Consider the following 18,893-nt stretch of genomic DNA (forward strand, 5'->3'; position numbering starts at 1 on the left):
CAGCGAGGAAAGGCTCCCGGATGCCCGGTTCCAGGACCCTGCGGGTCGAGACCGAGGAATGGCGGCGGCTTCAGCGCGCCGCACGCGCCGGCGCGACGGACAGCGTGGCCGGGATCTTCGCGGACCACCTGGACGCGCCCGTCAGGGCTCTGCTCGTGACCACCGCCGGGGAGCGCGGCGTGTGGTCCCGGCTGACGATGGTCGGCGGGCAGAGCGTGATCGTGGCGCAGCGCATCGCGTCCGTCGAGGGCGAGATCCGGGCGGAGCCGGGAGCCCAGATCACGTTCACGGGACCGGACGAGCTGTGGCGGTCGCTCGCCCGGACCCTGCCGGACAAGGAACTGCTCCGGGCGCCGGCGTCGGCCGCCGTGGAGGGCGACCGGCCGCTGGCCCTGGGCGTCGACGACGCTCAGCGGCTCCTGGGCCGGGAGGAGTGCAACCTCTGCGTGCAGGTCGAGGCCTGGTGCGGCGGCGACGTGCCGGTGATGGTGTGGGGCCGGCTGTGGTCCGTCGTCGAGGACCAGCTGATCGACGTGCGCGCCGACGGCGACGAACTGCGGCTCGTCGAGCGGCCCGCGGGCTCCGTCGCGAAGGAGCTGCGGTGGGCCCTGACCGGCGCCGTCGACGCCACCACCCGCCAGGAGGCGGCGGGGTGAGCGAGCACCTGTGGGGCCAGGACATCGAGCAGGTCCGGGAGCTGTCGGGGAGGTTCGCGGAGTCGGCCGGGAGACTCGAGGCCGCGCGGCACCTGGTCGACGGCGTGGTGTCCGGGTTCGACGGCTGGGGCGCGAACGTCGACCAGATGCGCGACCTGTGGTCGGGCGATCTTGCCCCGTCCCTGACGCAGGCGGCGGACGCCCTGCGCGGCGCGGGCGACACGGCCGCCCGGAATGCCGACGAGCAGGAGGGAACCACCGAGGCGTACGGCGGTAGCCCCTTCGCCGGCGTGACCGCGAGCGGCTCGGTCCAGGCCGAGAGCCCGTTCGCGGGGGCGAGTGCCACCGGCCCGATCCAGGTCGACGACGGCGGTGTGTTCGACTGGTTCGGAGACCGCCTGGACGACGTCGGCGACGGCGTCGTCCGGGTCGGCGACCAGGTGTCCGACGGCGCCGGCTGGGTCTCCGACCGAGCCACCGACCTCGGTGACTGGTTCACGGACACCGCCTCCGACGTCGGGAGCTGGGTCTCGGAGACGGCGACGACGCTCGGGGACGGCTACGGCAACCTCGGGGACGCCGGCGGTCAGCTCTGGGACGCCACGGGTGGCTCGATCCTCGACGGCGAGTGGCCGCGCACCACCGAGGTGATCGCCTCGGGTGTGCTGTTCGGCGGCGCGCTGATCGACACCAGCCTGACGACCGGCACCGCGGGCCTCGTGGACCTGAACCTGTTCGACGACGGCGAGCCGTACGCGGGCGACCCGCAGCCCGTGCGGGACGACGAGCTGACGGTCCCCTACGGCATCGAGGACCTGGCCGGGGGCGTCAAGGACGCGTACGACGCCGGTGACGGGACGGTGCGCGTCACCACCATCGAGACGGAGGACGGACCGCGGGTCATCGTGAGCGTGCCGGGAACCGAGGCGTGGAGCCCGGCAGCCGGAGACAACGCCATGGACCTGACGGGGAATCTCGTCACGGCGGGCGGCGGCACCTCGACCATGACGGAGGCCGTCGAGCTCGCCATGCAGAACGCGGACATCCCGCCGGACGCCCAGGTCATGCTGGTCGGCCACTCGCAGGGTGGCATGACGGTCGCCGACCTCGTCTCGGACTCCGACTTCGTGTCGGAGTACAACGTGACGAACGCGATGGTCTTCGGATCCCCGATCGACAGCGACCACGTCGACCCCGGCGTGAACATGCTGGAGGTGCAGCACGAGTACGACGTCGTACCCCGGCTCGACATGGGTGACGGCCTCTTCAACCCGCTCGCCCCGCTCGTCCCGTTCCCGAGCGGCACGGAACAGGCCGGCGCGAACCACACGGAGGTCACGCTCGACAACCCCGGGCCGATCTACGACGCGGGGCAGAGCCACGGGACCGGCGACTACGACACGTCGCTGGGCTCGAGCACCGACCCCGGGCTTCTCGCCTACGAGGAGCACTTACGGGACAGCGGCTTCCTCTTCGATCCCGCTACCCTTCCGAACGACGACGCGGCGGTCGGGAACGCGTCGAGCACGAGTGCCGTGGACATCGGCGTCGGACGGAGGAGCTGAAGGTGACCGGAGAACGCGCGACGCGCTCGGCCCCCCGTCTGGCCGCCGTTTCGGCGCTGGGCCTCCTGGTCGCGGGACTCGCCGGCTGCGCCCCGGGCACGGAACGGTGCACGGAGTTGTACTCCACGGTCATCGGCGCGGTGGACGGCGTCACATCCGTGGAGATCGACTGCAGCGAGCAGTTCGGCGGCGGCTGGCAACGCGTCGACGTCCAGCTGGCGACGGACGACCCCGACGACGCACGGGCGATCGGTGAGGCCGTCCTCCAGGCGATCGCCGCGGAACCCGAGATGGATCCGCAGTGGGCCACCCCGCAGGACTACTACCTGGAGGACGGCACGGAAGCCACGATCGGGCTGCGCGAGCTCGGGTTCAACGGCATTCCCACCGTCCGCGAGGTCCGCGAGCACTACGGCATCGAGCCGTAGTGCCCCCGCTCGCGGGAGACGATCTCGCGCACGGCCGGGGCCACCTCGGCCGCGTACCGCTCGATCGCCCCGGCGTCGTCGCCGCCGATGAAGAAGGCCGTGACGCCATGGGTCAGGGCCAGGTCCGCCAGCTGCTCCACCCACCGGGCGGGCGGCCCGGCGAGCAGGCCGTCGTCGTCGGGCGAGAAGCTCACGTTCATGAAGTTCATCAGCCGCCGCACGTCCCGCGGCGAGCGCCCGGCGGCCTCGGCCGCCTCGTCGATCCGGGCGTTCAGGCCGGGCAGCGAGGCGACGCCCCGCGGCAGGTACTCGATGGTGGGCAGCCATCCGTCGGCCATGGCGCCGGTCAGCGCGAGCATCCTCGGCCTGTACGACCCGACCCAGATGTCGATGTCGTGCGCGGGCCGCGGGCCGCGCCTGGCACCGACGACCTGGTAGTACCGGCCGTCCTGGCGCACCCCGCCGACCGCCTCGGTGTCCCAGACGTCGCGGATGATGGTGATCGCCTCGCGGAGCGCCTCCACGCCCTGCCCGGGGGTGAGTCTGCGCCCGCCCATCGCCGCGACGCCGTCCCAGAACGCCCCGGCACCCAGGCCCAGCTCGAAGCGCCCACCGCTCAGGACGTCCAGCGACGCCGCGGCGCGGGCCAGCACCGCCGGCGGGCGCAGTGGGAGGCTCAGCACGTTCCCGCTGACCCGGATGCGCTCGGTGCGGGCCGCCACGTAGGCGAGCAGTGTCCAGGTGTCCAGGAACGCGGGCTGGTAGGGGTGGTCCTGGAAGGTCACCAGGTCCAGCCCCGCGCGGTCGGCCGTGACGGCCAGGTCGAGCACGTGCTGCGCGCCCTGGGCGCTCGGCGTCGTGAAGGTTCCGAAGAGCAGGTCGTGTCCGTAGTCGGTCATGAGTTCCGTCCCGTCCGGCCCGCGCCCACGGCCTCGTGGCCGGTGCGGGGATCGATGTTGAAGTTGTCGCGGAAGAGGTTGTGCGGGTCGTAGCGGCGCTTGAGCTCGCGCAGCCGCTCCAGCACCGGCGGCGGGAAGGCCTCGTCCAGGCGTTCGGGCCGCCGGTCCGTGTCGAAGCTGAGGTACAGGCCGTCGAAGTGGTCCGCCAGCGCGTCCCAGCGTGCGTTCAGGTCTACCTGATCGGCGCCCATCGCGGTCACCTGGAACGCGGGCGTGCGGTGCGCGAACGCCGTCTCCCCGGCGGGGACGTCGGCGATCGCGCCGCCCATGGGGCGCAGCTCGAAGAAGTGGACGCGGCCGCTGCGCAGCAGCTCGGCCGTGTCGCGCGCATACTCCGGCGTGATGGCCGGCAGGAACGCCGACCGGGAGACCGGCTCGCCCCGGCCCTGGTGGCCGTCGGGCCCGACGTCGTGCGCCTGACCCATGATGTCCCTGTACCGCGTCACGAACACCTCCTGCTGCGCGAGCGCTCCGAGGTCCAGGAACGGCGTGAGCCGCTCGGCGACGACGGCCGGGTCGGGCGAGTCGACGATCGCGAACAGCTGGACGATCGACCGCCCCTGGCGCGGGCGCCCGGTGACGAGGAAGACCGTCGTGTCGCGGGGCGCGCCGGTGGCGACCTCGCCGAACCGGAGCAGCGACTTCTCGATGTCGTCGCTGACGAGGGTGAGCTTGGCCCAGCCGACCTCCGCGACGTCGTACACCTCGAACTCGAAGGCGGTGACGACGCCGAAGTTCGCGCCCGCCCCGCGGACGGCCCAGAACAGCTCGGGGTTCTCCTCGGCCGAGGCCCGGGCCTGGCTGCCGTCGGCGAGGACCAGATCGACGGCCCGCAGGTGGTCGATCGTGAGGCCGTGCGCGCGTCCGAGAAGCCCGATGCCGCCCGCCGTGGCGAGTCCGCCCACGCCGACCCCGCCGTAGTCCCCCGAACCGAGCGCCCAGCCGTACGGGTCCAGCGCGGCGGCCACCTGCTTCCACGTGGCTCCCGGGCCGATGCGGATCAGCCGCCGGTCTCGGTCGAGCACCTCGATCCGGTTCATCCGGCCGACGTCGATCACCACGCCGCCGTCGTTCGTCGAGCGGCCGCTCACGCCGTGTCCCGCGCTCCGCACGCCCAGCGGCAGGTGGGTGTGCCGCCGCGCGAACGCGAGCGCGTCCGCCACCTGTCCTGGGGTCTCGGGGCGCAGCACGATGCCGGGCGCCCCGCCCCGCAGGTAGTTCGAGCTCACGGCGAGGTACTCGCTGTCGCCGGGCTCGACCACGCCCTCCCGCAGGGACCCGGGGACGCCGTCGTAGTCGATGCCCGGGCGGCGCATCGCCCGGGCGCTCGCGCTGCGCAGCCTGCCGGGGGCCGGGCCGCTCGCGGCGCGTGCCGAGGAATCGGGGACGATCCCCAGCTCCGAGTTCATCTGTCGTTCCTTTCGTGGTTCTTCCGGCCGAGGATCTGGTCGACCGGGGTGTGGCCGAGCTCGGCGTCGACGAGCGGCTTGACGGCGGTGCCGAACAGCTCGACCGCGCGCAGGTGGTCGGAGAGGGGCAGCCCGCCCCAGTCCATGTGGATGAACTGCCGGACGTGGCCCCATCGCTCGTGCATGCGGACGATGCGCTCGGCGATCTCCTCGGGCGATCCGACGAGCAGGGCGCCGTCCGGGCCGGTGCTCTCGTCGTAGGACGCGCGCGACGGCGGCGGGAAGCCGCGCTGGTCGCCGACGGTCGTCATGAACCGGTGGAAGTGCGGCCACCAGGTCTCCCGGGCGGCGGCGCCGTCCTCGGCGACGAAGCCAGGGGTGCCCAGCATCACCGCGGTCCGCTGCGGTGGTGTCCCCAGCCGGGCGGCGGCGGCACGGTACAGGTCGGCGATCCTGGCGCTGCCGGTGATGCTGCCGCCCAGCAGGCCGGACGCCAGCGGGAGCCCGAGCTGCGCGGCGCGCACCGCCGACCCCGGCGTGCCGCCGACGCCGAGCCAGAGCGGGATCGGGCCGTGCTCCGCGCGCGGCGGGATGTACTCGCCGTTCAGCGGCGGTCGCGTCGTGCCGCTCCACACCACGCGGTCGGTGCGGTTGATCTCCATGAGGAGCTCGAGCTTCTCGCCGAAGAGGCGGTCGTAGTCCTCCAGCGAGTACCCGAAGAGCGGGAACGACTCGGTCGACGAACCGCGTCCGGCGATGATCTCGGCGCGGCCGCCGGAGATCGCGTCGACCGTGGCGAACTGCTCGTAGACGCGCACGGGGTCGTCGGTGCCGAGCACCGTGACGGCGCTGGACAGCTTGATCCGCGAGGTGCGCGCGGCCACGGCCGCGAGGATGGGCGCCGCGGCCGACGCCGGGAACTCCGGGGTGTGGTGCTCCCCGACGCCGAACCAGTCGAGGCCGACCTCCTCGGCGAGGGTGGCGACCTCCACGATGTCGCGGATCGCCTGCGCCTCCGAGATCCGCCGGCCGGTGACGGGGTGCGCGTTCGCGTCCCCGAAGACTGCAATGCCGAGCTCCATGCCCGCCTCTCCCTTGGTCTCGCACGCGGCCGGGGATGCCCGACACGCGGATACGGACCGTAGTCCGGTTGTACGGGAAGCGTAACGGACTGTGGTCCGGATATGTTCCCGGCGCCCGTCGCCCTGCTCGCGCCGGTCGCCTACGCTCGCGGGTATGAGCGCACACACGCCGCCGGTGCTGCTTCCCGTCGCCGGTCAGCCGCCGCGGGAGCGCGCCGACGCGGCCCGCAACCGCAGCCGGCTGCTGGACGTGGCGGCCCGGCTCGTGGCGGAGCACGGCGCGGCGAACGTGACGATGGACGCGGTGGCGGCCGGCGCCGCGGTCGGCAAGGGCACCGTCTACCGCCGCTTCGGGGACCGGGCCGGCCTGATGCTCGCCCTCCTCGACCACGCGGGGCGGGCCTTCCAGGAGGCCTTCATCTCCGGCCCGCCGCCCCTCGGCCCCGGCGCTCCGCCCACCGATCGCCTCCGGGCCTTCGGCGCCGGACTCATCGAGCACCACCTCCGGTACCGCGACCTGTATCTCGCGGCGGAGCTGCCCCCGGACCGCCGCTACACCGACGACCCGCCGAGGGCCCTGTACGCCCGGCACATCTCGGGCCTGCTGGCCGCCGCCGAGACCGGCGGCGACACCGAGCTTCTCACCGAGACGCTGCTCGCCTCCCTGGACCCGGCCCTCCTCGCGCATCTGCGCGCCCAGCGCGGGATGTCGCAGGAGCGCATCACCGCGGGGTGGACCGACCTCGTCGACCGCCTCCTCGGGTAGAAGACGGACGCGGCTCCGGTCACGAGGCCGGCGCCACGACCACGTGGTTCCACCGCATCGGCCGAGGGGGCCGCGGCAGCCCGATCATCGGCCGACGGCGTGGTCGGCGAGGCGGACGACGGCGTCCGCGACCGCCGGGCCGAACATCTCGGCGTCGTTGTGCCCCACCCCGGGGAGCACGACGTGCTCGACCAGCCGTGGTGCCGCGTCCGCCACGGCCTGGCTCTGCTCCGGCGGCACGATGTCGTCGCGTTCGCCGTGCACGACCGTGACCGGGACCCGTGTCGCGGCCACGCGATCGAGGACCTCGTACCGGTCCCGCAGGAGCGCCCGGACCGGCAGGTAGGGGTAGTGGCGGGCGCCGGCATCGGCGAGCGAGGTGAACGGCGAGCGCAGCAGCAGGCCGGCGGCCGGGACCTCGGACTGGAGGCGGGTGACGACCCCGGCGCCGAGCGACTCGCCGAAGTAGATCGTCCGCTCGAGCGGATGGCCGCGTTCCGCCAGCGCGATCTGGGCCGCCCGCGCGTCGAGCGCGAGCCCGGCCTCGGTCGGGCGGCCGGGGTTCCCGCCGTACCCGCGGTACTCCAGCAGCAGGACCGCGAACCCGCGCTCCGCGAGCAGCGCGGCCAGGCCGGCGCGTCCGAGCCGGTTGCTCCCGTTGCCCGGCGCGACCAGGACGGCGACGTCCCGGTCGCGCGCCTCGGGCGCGGGCGGGACGAACCAGGCCGCCAGCTCGAGCCCGTCCGCGGTGTCCAGCGTGACATCGACGCCGCCGTCGAGCGCGCGTGCCGCCTGCCCCGGTGACGAGCGATCGGGGTGGTACACGAGCGCGTCCTGCCCGAGCCACGCCCCGCCGACGACCACCCCGGCGACCCCGACGAGGACGCCGACCGTCACGGCCGCCGCCCGCACCACGCGCCGCGCCTCCGCCATGCCCCCATGGTCCGCCGCCGGTCCCCGCCGCCGCCAGACCTCACGTGCGGACGGTCCGGTTCTCGATCGGGTTGTCGGCGAACGCGGCGCCCGCCGGACCCTCACGTGCGCGGACGGTCCGCGCCGGTGCTGCGGTCGCGTGGGCCGCGAGGAAACCGCGACCTGACAGAAGCAGCCCGGGCACGGCCACCGCCGCGCGACAATGGTGCCATGTCCGCCGTGACCAATCCGATCGAGCGGGTCCGCGTGCGGGTGGGCGAGACGATCTTCCTCAAGGTGGCCGGGCAGGACGGCTACGCCACCCGCGACCGCATCCACCTCACGCCCGGACCGCGCTGGTTCCCGCCCGGCAGCGCGGCACGCGTGGTGCACGCGGACGCCGCCACCTTCGCGGGCGGGCTGCGGGCCCTGCTCCTGCAGTCGCTGCACCCGTTGGCGATGGCGGGTGTGGCCGGGCACTCGGGCTACCGCAGCGACCCGTGGGGACGCCTCGCCCGCACCTCCACCTTCCTCGCGTCCACGATCTTCGGCACGGCGCAGGAGGCGCAGGCCGCCGTCGACCGCGTCCGCGCGGTTCACGAGCGCGTCCGCGGCAAGACGTCCGACGGCGTCCCCTACCGCGCGAGCGACCCGCACCTGCTCACCTGGGTGCACGCCGCCGAGGCGGACTCGTTCCTCACGGCGCACCAGCACTTCGGCGCCCGCCGCCTGAGACCGGCGGAGGCCGACGAGTACGTGGCGCAGCTCGGCCGGGTGGCGCGGGCCGTGGGCGCGCGGGACGTGCCGGAGACGGTCGCCGACCTGGCAGCCTGCCTCGACGCCTACCGCCCGGAGCTGCGCGCCACGCCGGAAGCCCTCGACACGGTCCGGTTCCTGCTCCACGAGCCACCCCTCCCCGGCCCGGTCCGCCTCCCGTACGCGCTCCTCGCCGCCGGCGCGGTCACCACGCTCCCCGCGTGGGCCCGGACGGAGCTCGGCCTGCACCGCCGGCTGGACGGCGCCGCGTCACGCCTGGCCGGCCGCATCGCCGTCGGCGCCATCCGCTGGAGCCTCGGCACGACGGCGGTCCCGAGCGGTCCCTGACGGCGAAAGTCGCTCGCGGACCACCGGATCCGGGCCTCTCGCCGGATCAGCTCATCGACGAGTCCAAGGGCGACCACTGAGGTGTCGTCCTACATCGACTCGTCCATCGCACTGCGCATGATCCTGGACGACCCCGGCAGCAAGGCCGTCCGCGCCGTCTCGACGATCAGCCCGGGCAAGCACCTCCGCTCCCTCGACGCCATCTACCCGGGCAGGGCCACGCTGCTCGCGCCGGACGGGATCACGGTGGTCATGCACGACATCCACATGAAGGAGGTCGCCGACGGTCTGGGGCTCACGGTCATCGACCCCGCCGAGTGGTGTGTGGTGTGGCCCTCGACAGTCACGCCCCGAGCGCCCCGGCGAGGTCCTCGGGGGTCGTGACCGGGCGGTCGCAGACGAAGCCGCGGCAGACGTAGGCCGCCGCGCGTCCGTCGACGAGCGGCCGGCCGGCGAGCAGGGGCGCGCCCGGGGCGTCCGGCTCGCCGACGGCGATCACCAGGCCCGGCGTCGTCGCGCGTCGTGCCACCCGTTCGAGCGCGGCGCGCTCCGCGTCGTCGTGCCCGACGACGGCGACCTGCAGCGGGCCGGCGGCCAGTGCCTCCGCCGCGGCGAGCGTCCATCCCGCGAACCGGGGCGCCTGCCGCACGAGCCCGCCCGCCGCGGTCACCGCTGCCTCGGCGGCCTCGCGGTGGCGGGTCGAGCCGGTCAGCGCCGCGTAGGTGCCCAGCGCGCCGGCCAGCGACGACTGTCCCGCGGGCTCGGGTCCGTCGGTGGGGTCCTTCGGCCGGCTGAGGAGGCGTTCGGCGTCGTCGGCGACGTCGAAGAAGCCGCCGGCGTCGTCGGCGAAGCGGGCGAGCGCGACGTCGAGCAGATCGCCCGCGGCCTCGAGCCACCGCGGCTCACCTGTCGCCTGGTGCAGCGCGAGGAGCCCTTCGGCGAGGTCGCCGTGGTCGGCGGCGACGCCAGGTGCCGCACCGACGACGCCCCCGCGCGAGGCGCGCCGCAGCCGCCCGTCCACGACATGGAGCCGCAGGACGAGCTCGGCGCACTCGCGCGCCGCCGCCACGTACGCGCCCTCGCCGAGCACGGCTCCCGCCTCGGCGAGGGCGGCGATCGCCAGGCCGTTCCACGCGGTGACCACCTTGTCGTCGCGTGCCGGCTGGGGCCGCGCCGCCCGGGCCCCGGCGAGCCGCGACCGCACCGCGGCCCACCAGTCCGGGTCAGGGTCCTCGCGCAGCTGGAGGGTCGAGGCGCCGTGCTCGAACGTGCCCTCGGGGGTGACGGACAGGAGGTGTGCGGCCCGGGCGCCGTCGTCGGGCCCGAGGATCTCCCGGAGCTGCTGGGGCCACCAGACGTAGGTGAGTCCCTCGACGCCGTCGGTGTCGGCGTCGAGCGCGGAGGCGAAGCCGCCCTCGGGTGTGCGCAGGTCGGCCAGGAGGAAGGCCGCGGTCTCGCGCGCGACGCGCTCGGCGAGCGGCGAGCCCGTGGCGCGGTGCAGGTGCAGGTGGACGCGCAGCAACTGGGCGTTGTCGTACAGCATCTTCTCGAAGTGCGGCACGACCCAGTCGGCATCCACCGCGTAGCGCGCGAAACCGCCCGCGAGCTGGTCGTAGATGCCGCCGCGAGCCATCGCCTCGCACGTGCGCTCGACGATGCGCAGCGACTCCGCGTCGCCGGTGCGGGCATGGTGGCGCAGGAGGTGCTCGAGCGTCATCGACGGCGGGAACTTCGGGGCGCCGCCGAAACCGCCCCGGACCTGGTCGGCGTCGCGCGCCACGAGCCGCGCGGCGCGGTCGAGGGCGGCGGGGTCGAGCGCCTCGGGCGTGATCGGCGCGGACCTGCGCGCGACGGCGTCCGCGATCGCCGTCCCCTGCCGCACGACGGCGTCGCGTTGCCGCGTCCACGCCTCCGTGATCGCGTCGAGCAGCGTGAGGAACTGTTCGCGCGGGTAGTACGTGCCGCAGTGGAACGGCTCGCCGTCCGGCGTGAGGAAGCAGGTCATCGGCCAGCCGCCCTGCCCGGTCAGCGCGGTCGTCGCGGCCATGTAGACGGCGTCGACGTCGGGCCGCTCCTCGCGGTCGACCTTCACGGCGACGAACCGGCCGTTGACGGCCGCGGCCACCGCCGCGTCCTCGAACGACTCGTGCGCCATGACGTGGCACCAGTGGCACGCCGCGTACCCGACGGACAGCAGGACCGGCACGCCGCGGCGCCGCGCCTCGGCGAACGCGTCGTCGCCCCACTCCCGCCAGTCGACGGGGTTGTCCGCGTGCTGCAGGAGGTAGGGGCTCGTGGCGGTCGCGAGACGGTTCGGCATGTCTCCAGCGTGGCATCTCCTGCCGCGCCCGGGTGTTGACCGGGCAAAGGTCGGAGCAATAGGCTCACAAGCTGCCTCACTGATTGTTGATGCTCCCGTTTGGAGACTCGGTTGTCCGATCATTCCGCGCGCCCCACCCCACTCGACCTCAGCACCCTGCCCGACCCGGTCGACGTCTCCGACAACCGCGAGGCGCTGCGCCGGGTCGACGACGTCGTCGCCCAGGGGCCCTTCTCCGCCGACTGGGAGTCGCTCCAGGGCTACCGGCCGCCCCGCTGGTTCCACGACGCCAAGCTCGGCATCTTCCTCCACTGGGGCGTCTACTCGGTGCCCGCCTACGGCTCCGAGTGGTACCCCCGCAACGCCTACCGCGAGGGGACGCCGGAGTTCGAGCACCACGTCGCCACCTACGGGCCGCACCGCGAGTTCGGGTACAAGGACTTCATCCCGGACTTCCACATGTCGGGCTTCGACCCGGACGCCTGGGCGGAGCTCTTCCGCACCGCGGGCGCCCAGTTCATCGTGCCGGTCGCGGAGCACCACGACGGCTTCGCGATGTACGACAGCGCGCGCACCCGGTGGACCGCGGCGCGCATGGGCCCGCGGCGCGACGTGTACGGCGACCTCGCCGCCGCGACCCGCCGCGCGGGCATGGTCGCGGGAGCCTCGACCCACCGCGCCGAGCACTGGTTCTTCCTCAACCCCGGCACGCGCTTCGACTCCGACGTGCTCGACCCGCGCGTGCACGACTTCTACGGGCCCGCCCAGCGCGAGGAGACCGCGCCGAACGAGGCGTTCCTCGAGGACTGGCTGCTGCGCACGGTCGAGATCATCGACCGCTACCGGCCGCAGGTGCTGTGGTTCGACTGGTGGATCGAGCAGCCCGCCTTCGAGCCCTACCGCCGGCGCCTCGCGGCGTACTACTACAACCGCGCCGCCGAGTGGGGCGTCGAGGTCGTGATCGAGTACAAATGGGACGCGTTCGCGCCCGGCAGCGCCGTGCACGACATCGAGCGCGGGGCCAAGGCCCGGATCCAGCCCGAGGCCTGGCAGAACGACACCTCCGTCTCGCGCAACTCGTGGAGCTGGCACCCGAACCAGGACTACAAGGAACTGCCGGAGCTCGTCGCCGAGCTGGCCGACGTCGTCGCCAAGAACGGCGTGCTGCTGCTGAACTTCTGCCCGAAGGCGGACGGCACGTTCGACGAACGCGAGGTGGAGCTCGCCCGCGGCCTGGGCCGCTGGCTCGGCGCCTACGGCCAGGCCATCTACGGCACGCGGCCCTGGATCGTCGCCGCGGAGGGCCCGACGCGCGTCGTGGAGGGCTCGTTCGTGGAGGGACCGACGGCGTACACCGAGCGGGACATCCGCTTCACCCGCCGCGTCGACCACCAGGGCGAGCAGCTGTACGCCATCCTGCTGCGCCGGCCCGAGTCGGGGGTGGCCCGCGTGCGGTCGTGGGGCAGCGACCTCGGGCTGCTGACCGACGAGATCGCCGGGGTCGAGGTGCTGGGCCACCCCGAGCCGCCGCGTTGGCGGCGAACCCCCGACGCGCTCGAGGTCGAGATCGGCCCGCATCACGCCGACCTGCCCGGCGTCGCCATCCGCATCCACCTCGAGCCGCGCACCGTGCAGCCGCGGCACGACTTCATCCACGAGGGGACGTCGGCGCCCGCTCCCGCCCCGGACCTGGCGTGATCGAGTCGGGGCCGGCGGCGATCCCGCCGGCCCGGCGTCCGACGTCGGCCCCCGACCTCCGACGTCAGCCCTTGACCGAGCCGAGCATCACGCCGGACACGAAGTACCGCTGCACGAACGGGTAGACGCACAGGATCGGGATGATCGCCAGGATCATCGCCACCGCCTGGATGTTCGCGGAGATGACGTCGGTCGTCGTGCCGGCGGCCGCCGCGCTCGCGGCCGTCGTCGTCGACGCTCCCGCGATGAGATTGCGCAGGTAGAGCGACAGCGGGAAGAGCTCGTTCCGGTCGACGTACAGGAACGCGGCGAACCAGTCGTTCCAGTAGGCCACCGAGTAGAACAGCACCATCGTGGCGATCATGGCCTTCGACAGGGGCAGGACGATGCGCGTGAAGATGCCGAACCAGCCCAGCCCGTCGATCTGCGCCGCCTCCTCGACCTCCCGCGGCAGGTTCTCGAAGAACGCCTTCATCACCAGGAGGTTGAACACCGAGAGCGCGCCGGGCAGGACGATCGCCCACATCGTGTTCTTCATGCCCAGGGCGGAGATCAGGACGTAGTTCGGGATGATGCCGCCGTTGAAGAACATCGTGAACACCGCGATGCCGATGAGGACGTTGCGCCCGCGCAGGTGCCGCTTGGAGATCACGTAGGCGAACGTCGTCGTCAGCACCATCGCGATGGCCGTCCCGACGACCGTGTACAGGACGGTGTTGCCGTAGCTCGTCCAGAACCCGCCGTCGCGCATGACCGCGCGGTACGTCTCGAGGTTGAACCCGACCGGGACCGCGTTGACCAGTCCCGCCTTGATCGCCCCCGCGCTGGAGAACGACTGCGCCAGCAGCGTGACGAACGGATAGAGCGTGACGAGGCAGATCACCACCAGGGTGATCGTGTTGAGCCAGGTGAACACCCGGTACCCCACGGTGTCGCGGGGGCCGACCGATACCCCGCCTCCGGGGCGGACGGGATTCATCACTGAGGTCACCACAGGCTTGCTCCCACCACTCGCCGCGAGATGAGATTCGCGGACAGGACCATGACGAGGCCGATGCATGCCTGGAACAGGCCGATCGCCGCCGCGTAGCTGAGATTGTTGGACACGAGGCCGACGCGGTAGAGGTACGTCGAGATGACGTCGGCCGTCGAGTAGGTCAGCGGCGTGTACAGCAGGAGCACCTTCTCGAACCCGACGTTGAGGAAGACGCCGATGTTGAGGATCAGCAGGGTGATCATCGTGGGCCGGATGCCGGGCAGGGTGACATGCCAGGTCTGGCGCCACCGGTTCGCGCCGTCGATGCGGGCCGCCTCGTAGAGCGAGCTGTCGATCGTCGTGAGGGCGGCGAGGTAGAGGATCGTTCCCCATCCGACGGTCTGCCAGACCTCCGAGCCGACGTAGATCGTGCGGAACCACTCCGCTCGCTCGAGGAACGGGATCGCCTCGCCGCCCAGCGCACCGATGATCTGGTTCACGGTGCCCTGCACGGAGAGCAGCTGCATGACCATGCCGGCGACGATCACGATCGACAGGAAGTGCGGGAGGTAGGTGATCGACTGGACCACTCGCTTGAAGGCCTTCTTGCGTATCTCGTTGAGCAGCAGCGCCAGCACGATCGGCAGCGGGAAGGTCACGGCGAGGGTCAGCCCGCCCAGGATCGCCGTGTTGGCGAACACCTTCCAGAACGTCGGGTCGTTGATGAACAGCTCGATGTAGCGGAGCCCGACCCATTCCTCGCCGAAGATGCTGTCGCCGGGACGGAACCGGCGGAAGGCGATGACGTTGCCCAGCATCGGCAGGTAGCGGAAGACGAGCAGGAAGACGATCGGCAGCAACGCCATCAGGTACAGCACGCCGTCGCGCCGCAACGCCTTCCGCCACGGCACCTTCGCCGACGGGGTGCGCCCGCCGCGACCTCTGCGCGGTGCGGAGCGGGGCCTCCCCTCAGGAGCGGCGGGCCGCGCCGGTGCCCGCTCCGCCGTGCCGTCGGCGACCAGCACGCCGTCGGCTCCGTCATGTGTGTGTGTCATGCCCACGCCTCCAGGGAGGGCCCGGTGGGACGTCGAGGGGCGACGCCGTCCCACCGGGCCCGGATCACTCGACAGGTCAGCCGTTCTCCTGCGCGAAGCGCTCGTAGGCGCCGTTGATCAGGTCGAGGTATCCCTGCAGGTTCTGCGCCTCGAGCTCCGCCACGTACGCGTCCCACTCGCTGAGCGGGCGGTCGCCGATGATGAACTTCAGCGTGTTCGTGTCGACGGTGTCCTTGAGGGGCGTCGCCAGCAGGGACGCCTGCTCGAGCTCGACCTCGTCCAGCGGTGCGGGCGGGAAGGGGTCGCGCGGGGTGCGCGTGGAGAGCACGGAGTCGATGTACTCGACGTACTGCGGCGAGTTGTACGACTCCTTGAGGGCACGGGACTCGGTCGAGTCGGACAGGACGTTGTTGGAGTAGCCGAGGTCCTCCCCGATGTCAGTATCCCCGTCCAGGTTGATGTTGAAGGACTTCAGCGAGTACTCGGGGTCCAGGGTGTACTCGCCGTCGTCCGACTTCGTGAAGGTCTCGCCCTCGACACCCCAGCGCAGCAGGTCGCGCGCCTCGGGGCTGTAGTAGAGCCAGTCGAGGAACTGGACCAGGGCGAGGAAGTTGGGATGGTCCCTCGTCTCGGCGGTGAGCATGAAGCCGTGCCAGAAGTTGCGCGGCTCGACGACCTGCCCGGCCGGTCCGCCCGGGGGAGCGATCTGGACGATCTCGTACGTGCCCTTCGCGTCCGTCGCGTCGAGCGCCGTGGAGAACTCCTGGACCGTCCCGGCCGCGCCGGAGGCGGCGAAGACCTCTCCGGCCGCGAACTTCTCCGTCACGGTGCCCTCGCCCTCGTTCGTCGCGGTGAACGACTCGGTGTCGAGGAGGCCGTCCTCGGCCAGTCCGTGGAAGTACTCGAGCATGTCGCGGTACTCGTCGGACGCGCCGGCGTAGACGAACTCGCCCTTCTCCTCGTCGAAGAAGGTGCCGTTGCCGTAGCCCCAGCCGGCGACCGTGCCGAACGCGTGCGCCGCGTAGTTCAGCATCGACCCGCCCTCGAACCCGTCGGCGAGCGGCTTGCTGTCGGGGTGCTCCGCCTTGATCTTCTCCAGGGCGCCGCGCAGCTCGTCCCACGTCTCCGGGATCGGGGCACCGACCTCGTCGAACACGTCCTCGCGCACGAGCAGCGTGAACGTCGGGACGGACACCTCCTGCAACCCGGGCACCATGTAGTACTTGCCGTCCGCCAGGCGCAGGTTGTCGATCATCTGGCCGAGGTCCCACTCCTCGACGTACTTCTGGAAGTTCGGCATGTGCTCCACGTAGTCGCTCATCGGCAGGACGGCCTGCGATGCGGCGAACTGCTGCTCCTCGCCGGTGTAGACCAGCGGGATGACGTCCGGTGCGTCCCCGGCGCTGATGAGAAGGCTGCGCTTCTCCACGTGGTCGCTGAACGGGACGTGGGTCAGCTCGAGGGAGACGTTGGTGCGTTCCTCGATCTCGTCGAAGATCTCCCAGGAGTCCTTGACGGGCGACTCGGGCCAGTCGGTCCAGAGGATCGAGAACTCGACCGGCTCGGTGGCCCGGAAGGTGGTGTCGGCGGCGTAGCCGCTCATGGCCCCGGCGTCGTTCAGGTCTCCGGCCGGGTCGTCACCTCCGCTGCCCCCGGAGCAGGCCGCGAGGCCGGTCAGTGCGGTCGCGGTGGCGAGCGCCGTCAGGCGCCGTGCGGCGCGGCCGAGGGGCCGCGCGGTCGGTTCACGCTTCATGTCTCTCCCTTGAGAACCGTCCCGGGCGCTGTCGACCGGGACCGTGCCGCCTCGCGCGTTCGAGCGGCGGCACCTCCCATCCGGGAGGTGTAGCGTTAAACTAGAACCAAGCGCAGGCGCCGTCAAGCATTCTCGGCGACGGCGTTCTCCAGGCGGTCGACGAACGCGGCTTGCGCGCTCACGACCAGGCGCCGCGCGTCGTCGGGCGTGAACCACGCGACGCGGTCGATCTCCGGGATCTCCAGGCGTCGCCCGGAGCGCGGCGGCCACTCGATCTCGACGGTGTTGCCGGCGACCCGCGTCAGGTCGGGCACCGGCGCGGGCCACTCGCGCGCCCAGGCGAACACCCTCTTGCCCGCGCGCTGGCGGACCTCGCCCAGCTCGAGGTCCGGAGCCGACGACGACGGCAGCTCCAGCCCGAGTTCCTCGCCCGCCTCGCGCAGCGCCGCGGCATGGGGCTCCTCACCGGGATCGATCTCGCCCTTGAGCACGGTCCACGCGCCCGCGTCCTTGCGGGCCCAGAACGGTCCGCCCATGTGCCCGAGCAGCACCTCGAGCCCGGCGCCGGGCAGTCGGCGGTAGAACAGGAGGCCTGCGCTCGTCGTCGTCATGAGCCCAGTCTCGCGCCCGATGACGGGCGAGGCGCGGCACGGCGCCGGACGGCTTCGCCCGGGGCCGTGCCGCTCTCCCGGCGGGATCGTGGCCGCGCGCCGGTGTATTACCCGCGTGAGGGGGTGCGCGGGCGGGAGTGGGCGAGGGCGTGGCTCGCGCCCACGGCGATGAACAGCCCGCCGGCCCACCAGACGGCGAGGGTGAGGTACCCCGGGTTGAGCGCGGACTCGATCAGCAGGGCCACGCCGCCCACGGCGAGGACGATGCCGGCCCACGGCGTGCCGACGGCGATCAGCACGCCGACGCCGACCGAGGCGGCGACGATGAGGACGCCCCAGATGTCGATGCCGAAGCTGCCGACGAGTGCGCCGGCGAGGGTCGCGATCGCCGGCACGGCGGTGAGGGTGCCGATGGTGATGCGCCAGCCGGCCGCGGGCCGCCCGTGGCGGGCGACGACCGGCGTGCCGAGCGCGGCCCATGCGAGCACCGCGACCGGGGCGAAGACCCATCCGTCGGGGAAGGCGAGGCACACCGCCGTCAGCAGGATGGCGACCGCTCCGGTGAAGACCGCCCGGGCGCGCACGGACGCGAGCACCGGGAGCGCCGCGATCAGAGCCGGGATCAGGTACCACAGCACGATGCCGAAGCCGTGCACCTCGAACTGGCTGTTCGGCATCGGGAGGGAGTCGTCCGGGCGCCAGAACGCGGCGAACATGGCGGCGAAGACCGCCACGCCCGTCGCGATCCACAGCAGCGTGCGCCGCATCCGGTCGACCCGGGCGGGATCGTGGCCCAGCTCGGCCCGCACCCGTGCGGTGAACTCCGCCGGGTCGCCGAGGCTCTCCGCGGCCTGCTCGGCGGAGCGGCCCGCATCCGCCGCCTCCGCGAAGTGGGCCCGGACGTCGTCGAGCACCGCGTCGCGCTGCTCGGGGGTGAGCGCCCGCAGGCGCTTGCCGACGTCGCGCAGGTAGGCGTCCTCGGTGATCGCGTTCATCGTGGTCCTCTCGGTCATGGTGGCGCTCGTGGTCCCTGTGGTCGTCGTCCCTGTGGTCGTCGTCCCTGTGGTCGTCGTCCCTGTGGTCGTCGTGGTCATCGGGATCCCTCCAGCAGGTCGTCGACCTGGGCGCCGAGCGACGTCCACACCCGGGTGAAGGTGGTGAGCTGCTCGGTGCCGTGATCGGTGATGGCGTAGTAGCGGCGGGGGCGGCCGGTTCCGGACGAGTCCCAGCGGGGCTCGACGAGCCCGTTCTCGCGCATGCGGGCCAGCAGGGGGTACAGGCTGCCCTCGCTCGCGATGAGCTCCCGTGCGATGAGCTCGCCGGCCAGTTCGAGGCCGTACTTCTCGCCGTGCGAGAGCAGCGCGAGCACGCAGTACTCGAGCACTCCCTTGCGCAGGTTCGTGGCGATGCGCTCCTCGGTCATGGAGGAGAGTCTTGCATAGCAAGACTTGCGATACAAGGCTTGCGTCGCAAGGTTTACGAGAGTCGCCGTCCGGTGGAGGCCGAGGCCATGAGAACGGCACCTCGGACGGGAGGGGGACGTGCCCTCGGCCGTGCGCGAACGGATGGCCTCTCGTGACGGCGCGGCGAGGGAAGAGC

18 protein-coding genes are annotated in these 18,893 nt (G+C 72.6%); 7 read left to right on the forward strand and 11 right to left on the reverse strand.

Going from position 1 to position 18,893, the window contains the following annotated elements; translation table 11 throughout:
• The first annotated feature begins 20 nt into the window (after nt 1–20).
• The 3 genes from IIE03_RS07550 to IIE03_RS07560 are packed head-to-tail and all read left to right on the forward strand — an operon-like array spanning nt 21 to nt 2,649.
• The gene (locus tag IIE03_RS07550; RefSeq protein WP_192862124.1) at nt 21–656 is read left to right on the forward strand and encodes a hypothetical protein; all 636 of its coding nucleotides are present in this window, start codon (nt 21–23) and stop codon (nt 654–656) included.
• Entirely contained in the window at nt 653–2,221 is a 1,569-nt protein-coding gene (locus IIE03_RS07555; protein WP_192862125.1) for an alpha/beta hydrolase family protein, read from the forward strand. The genes IIE03_RS07550 and IIE03_RS07555 overlap by 4 nt, the downstream gene beginning before the upstream one ends.
• A gap of 2 nt (nt 2,222–2,223) precedes the next feature.
• Entirely contained in the window at nt 2,224–2,649 is a 426-nt protein-coding gene (locus IIE03_RS07560; RefSeq protein ID WP_192862126.1) for a hypothetical protein, read from the forward strand.
• Here IIE03_RS07560 and IIE03_RS07565 read toward each other — a convergent pair.
• From IIE03_RS07565 to IIE03_RS07575, 3 genes are read right to left on the reverse strand one after another with little or no spacing between them, the layout of a single operon-like run.
• On the reverse strand, nt 2,631–3,548 hold the full coding sequence (locus IIE03_RS07565; protein ID WP_192862127.1) for an LLM class flavin-dependent oxidoreductase: 918 nt from the start codon (nt 3,546–3,548) through the stop codon (nt 2,631–2,633). The two genes, IIE03_RS07560 and IIE03_RS07565, sit on opposite strands and share 19 nt — an antisense overlap.
• On the reverse strand, nt 3,545–5,017 hold the full coding sequence (locus IIE03_RS07570; protein ID WP_192862128.1) for an FAD-binding oxidoreductase: 1,473 nt from the start codon (nt 5,015–5,017) through the stop codon (nt 3,545–3,547). Before IIE03_RS07570 ends, IIE03_RS07565 begins: the two co-directional genes overlap by 4 nt.
• Nucleotides 5,014–6,099, reverse strand: coding sequence for an LLM class flavin-dependent oxidoreductase (locus IIE03_RS07575; RefSeq protein ID WP_192862129.1), 1,086 nt, complete (start codon nt 6,097–6,099; stop codon nt 5,014–5,016). Before IIE03_RS07575 ends, IIE03_RS07570 begins: the two co-directional genes overlap by 4 nt.
• A 154-nt stretch (nt 6,100–6,253) precedes the next feature.
• Between IIE03_RS07575 and IIE03_RS07580 the strand changes: the two genes are divergently transcribed.
• Nucleotides 6,254–6,865: a TetR/AcrR family transcriptional regulator gene (locus tag IIE03_RS07580; protein ID WP_192862130.1), complete on the forward strand. Its 612-nt coding sequence runs from the start codon at nt 6,254–6,256 to the stop codon at nt 6,863–6,865.
• 84 nt (nt 6,866–6,949) lie between these two features.
• On the opposite strand, the gene IIE03_RS07585 is transcribed toward IIE03_RS07580, so the two are convergent.
• A complete protein-coding gene (locus IIE03_RS07585) occupies nt 6,950–7,798 on the reverse strand; it encodes an alpha/beta hydrolase (RefSeq protein WP_192862131.1) in 849 nt (282 codons plus the stop codon).
• A 210-nt stretch (nt 7,799–8,008) separates the two neighbouring features.
• On the opposite strand from IIE03_RS07585, the gene IIE03_RS07590 reads away from it, so the two are divergent.
• Together IIE03_RS07590 and IIE03_RS07595 are read left to right on the forward strand one after the other, a co-directional pair.
• A complete protein-coding gene (locus IIE03_RS07590; protein WP_192862132.1) occupies nt 8,009–8,881 on the forward strand; it encodes an oxygenase MpaB family protein in 873 nt (290 codons plus the stop codon).
• Nucleotides 8,882–8,962: 81 nt separating this feature from the next.
• Nucleotides 8,963–9,265, forward strand: a complete 303-nt coding sequence (locus tag IIE03_RS07595; protein ID WP_192862133.1) for a hypothetical protein — start codon at nt 8,963–8,965, stop codon at nt 9,263–9,265.
• Here the strand turns inward: IIE03_RS07595 and IIE03_RS07600 are convergent.
• Nucleotides 9,225–11,201: a thioredoxin domain-containing protein gene (locus IIE03_RS07600; RefSeq protein ID WP_192862134.1), complete on the reverse strand. Its 1,977-nt coding sequence runs from the start codon at nt 11,199–11,201 to the stop codon at nt 9,225–9,227. The genes IIE03_RS07595 and IIE03_RS07600 overlap by 41 nt on opposite strands.
• Before the next feature lie 111 nt (nt 11,202–11,312).
• Here IIE03_RS07600 and IIE03_RS07605 point away from each other — a divergent pair, with 111 nt between their 5' ends.
• Nucleotides 11,313–12,899, forward strand: coding sequence for an alpha-L-fucosidase (locus IIE03_RS07605; RefSeq protein WP_192862135.1), 1,587 nt, complete (start codon nt 11,313–11,315; stop codon nt 12,897–12,899).
• 64 nt (nt 12,900–12,963) lie between these two features.
• Here the strand turns inward: IIE03_RS07605 and IIE03_RS07610 are convergent, their stop codons facing one another.
• The 6 genes from IIE03_RS07610 to IIE03_RS07635 form a co-directional block, all read right to left on the reverse strand.
• Nucleotides 12,964–13,878, reverse strand: coding sequence for a carbohydrate ABC transporter permease (locus tag IIE03_RS07610; RefSeq protein WP_192862136.1), 915 nt, complete (start codon nt 13,876–13,878; stop codon nt 12,964–12,966).
• Between the two features lie 8 nt (nt 13,879–13,886).
• A complete protein-coding gene (locus tag IIE03_RS07615) occupies nt 13,887–14,930 on the reverse strand; it encodes an ABC transporter permease (RefSeq protein WP_192862137.1) in 1,044 nt (347 codons plus the stop codon).
• A gap of 76 nt (nt 14,931–15,006) precedes the next feature.
• Entirely contained in the window at nt 15,007–16,683 is a 1,677-nt protein-coding gene (locus IIE03_RS07620; protein ID WP_192862138.1) for an ABC transporter substrate-binding protein, read from the reverse strand.
• Between the two features lie 122 nt (nt 16,684–16,805).
• Nucleotides 16,806–17,294, reverse strand: coding sequence for an NUDIX hydrolase (locus IIE03_RS07625; protein WP_192862139.1), 489 nt, complete (start codon nt 17,292–17,294; stop codon nt 16,806–16,808).
• Between the two features lie 107 nt (nt 17,295–17,401).
• Entirely contained in the window at nt 17,402–18,307 is a 906-nt protein-coding gene (locus IIE03_RS07630; RefSeq protein ID WP_192862140.1) for an HAAS signaling domain-containing protein, read from the reverse strand.
• A gap of 77 nt (nt 18,308–18,384) precedes the next feature.
• The gene (locus IIE03_RS07635) at nt 18,385–18,717 is read right to left on the reverse strand and encodes a PadR family transcriptional regulator (protein ID WP_192862141.1); all 333 of its coding nucleotides are present in this window, start codon (nt 18,715–18,717) and stop codon (nt 18,385–18,387) included.
• Nucleotides 18,718–18,893 lie beyond the last annotated feature (176 nt).

Source organism: Myceligenerans pegani (assembly GCF_014892515.1).
In the GTDB taxonomy this organism is placed as follows: domain Bacteria; phylum Actinomycetota; class Actinomycetes; order Actinomycetales; family Cellulomonadaceae; genus Myceligenerans; species Myceligenerans pegani.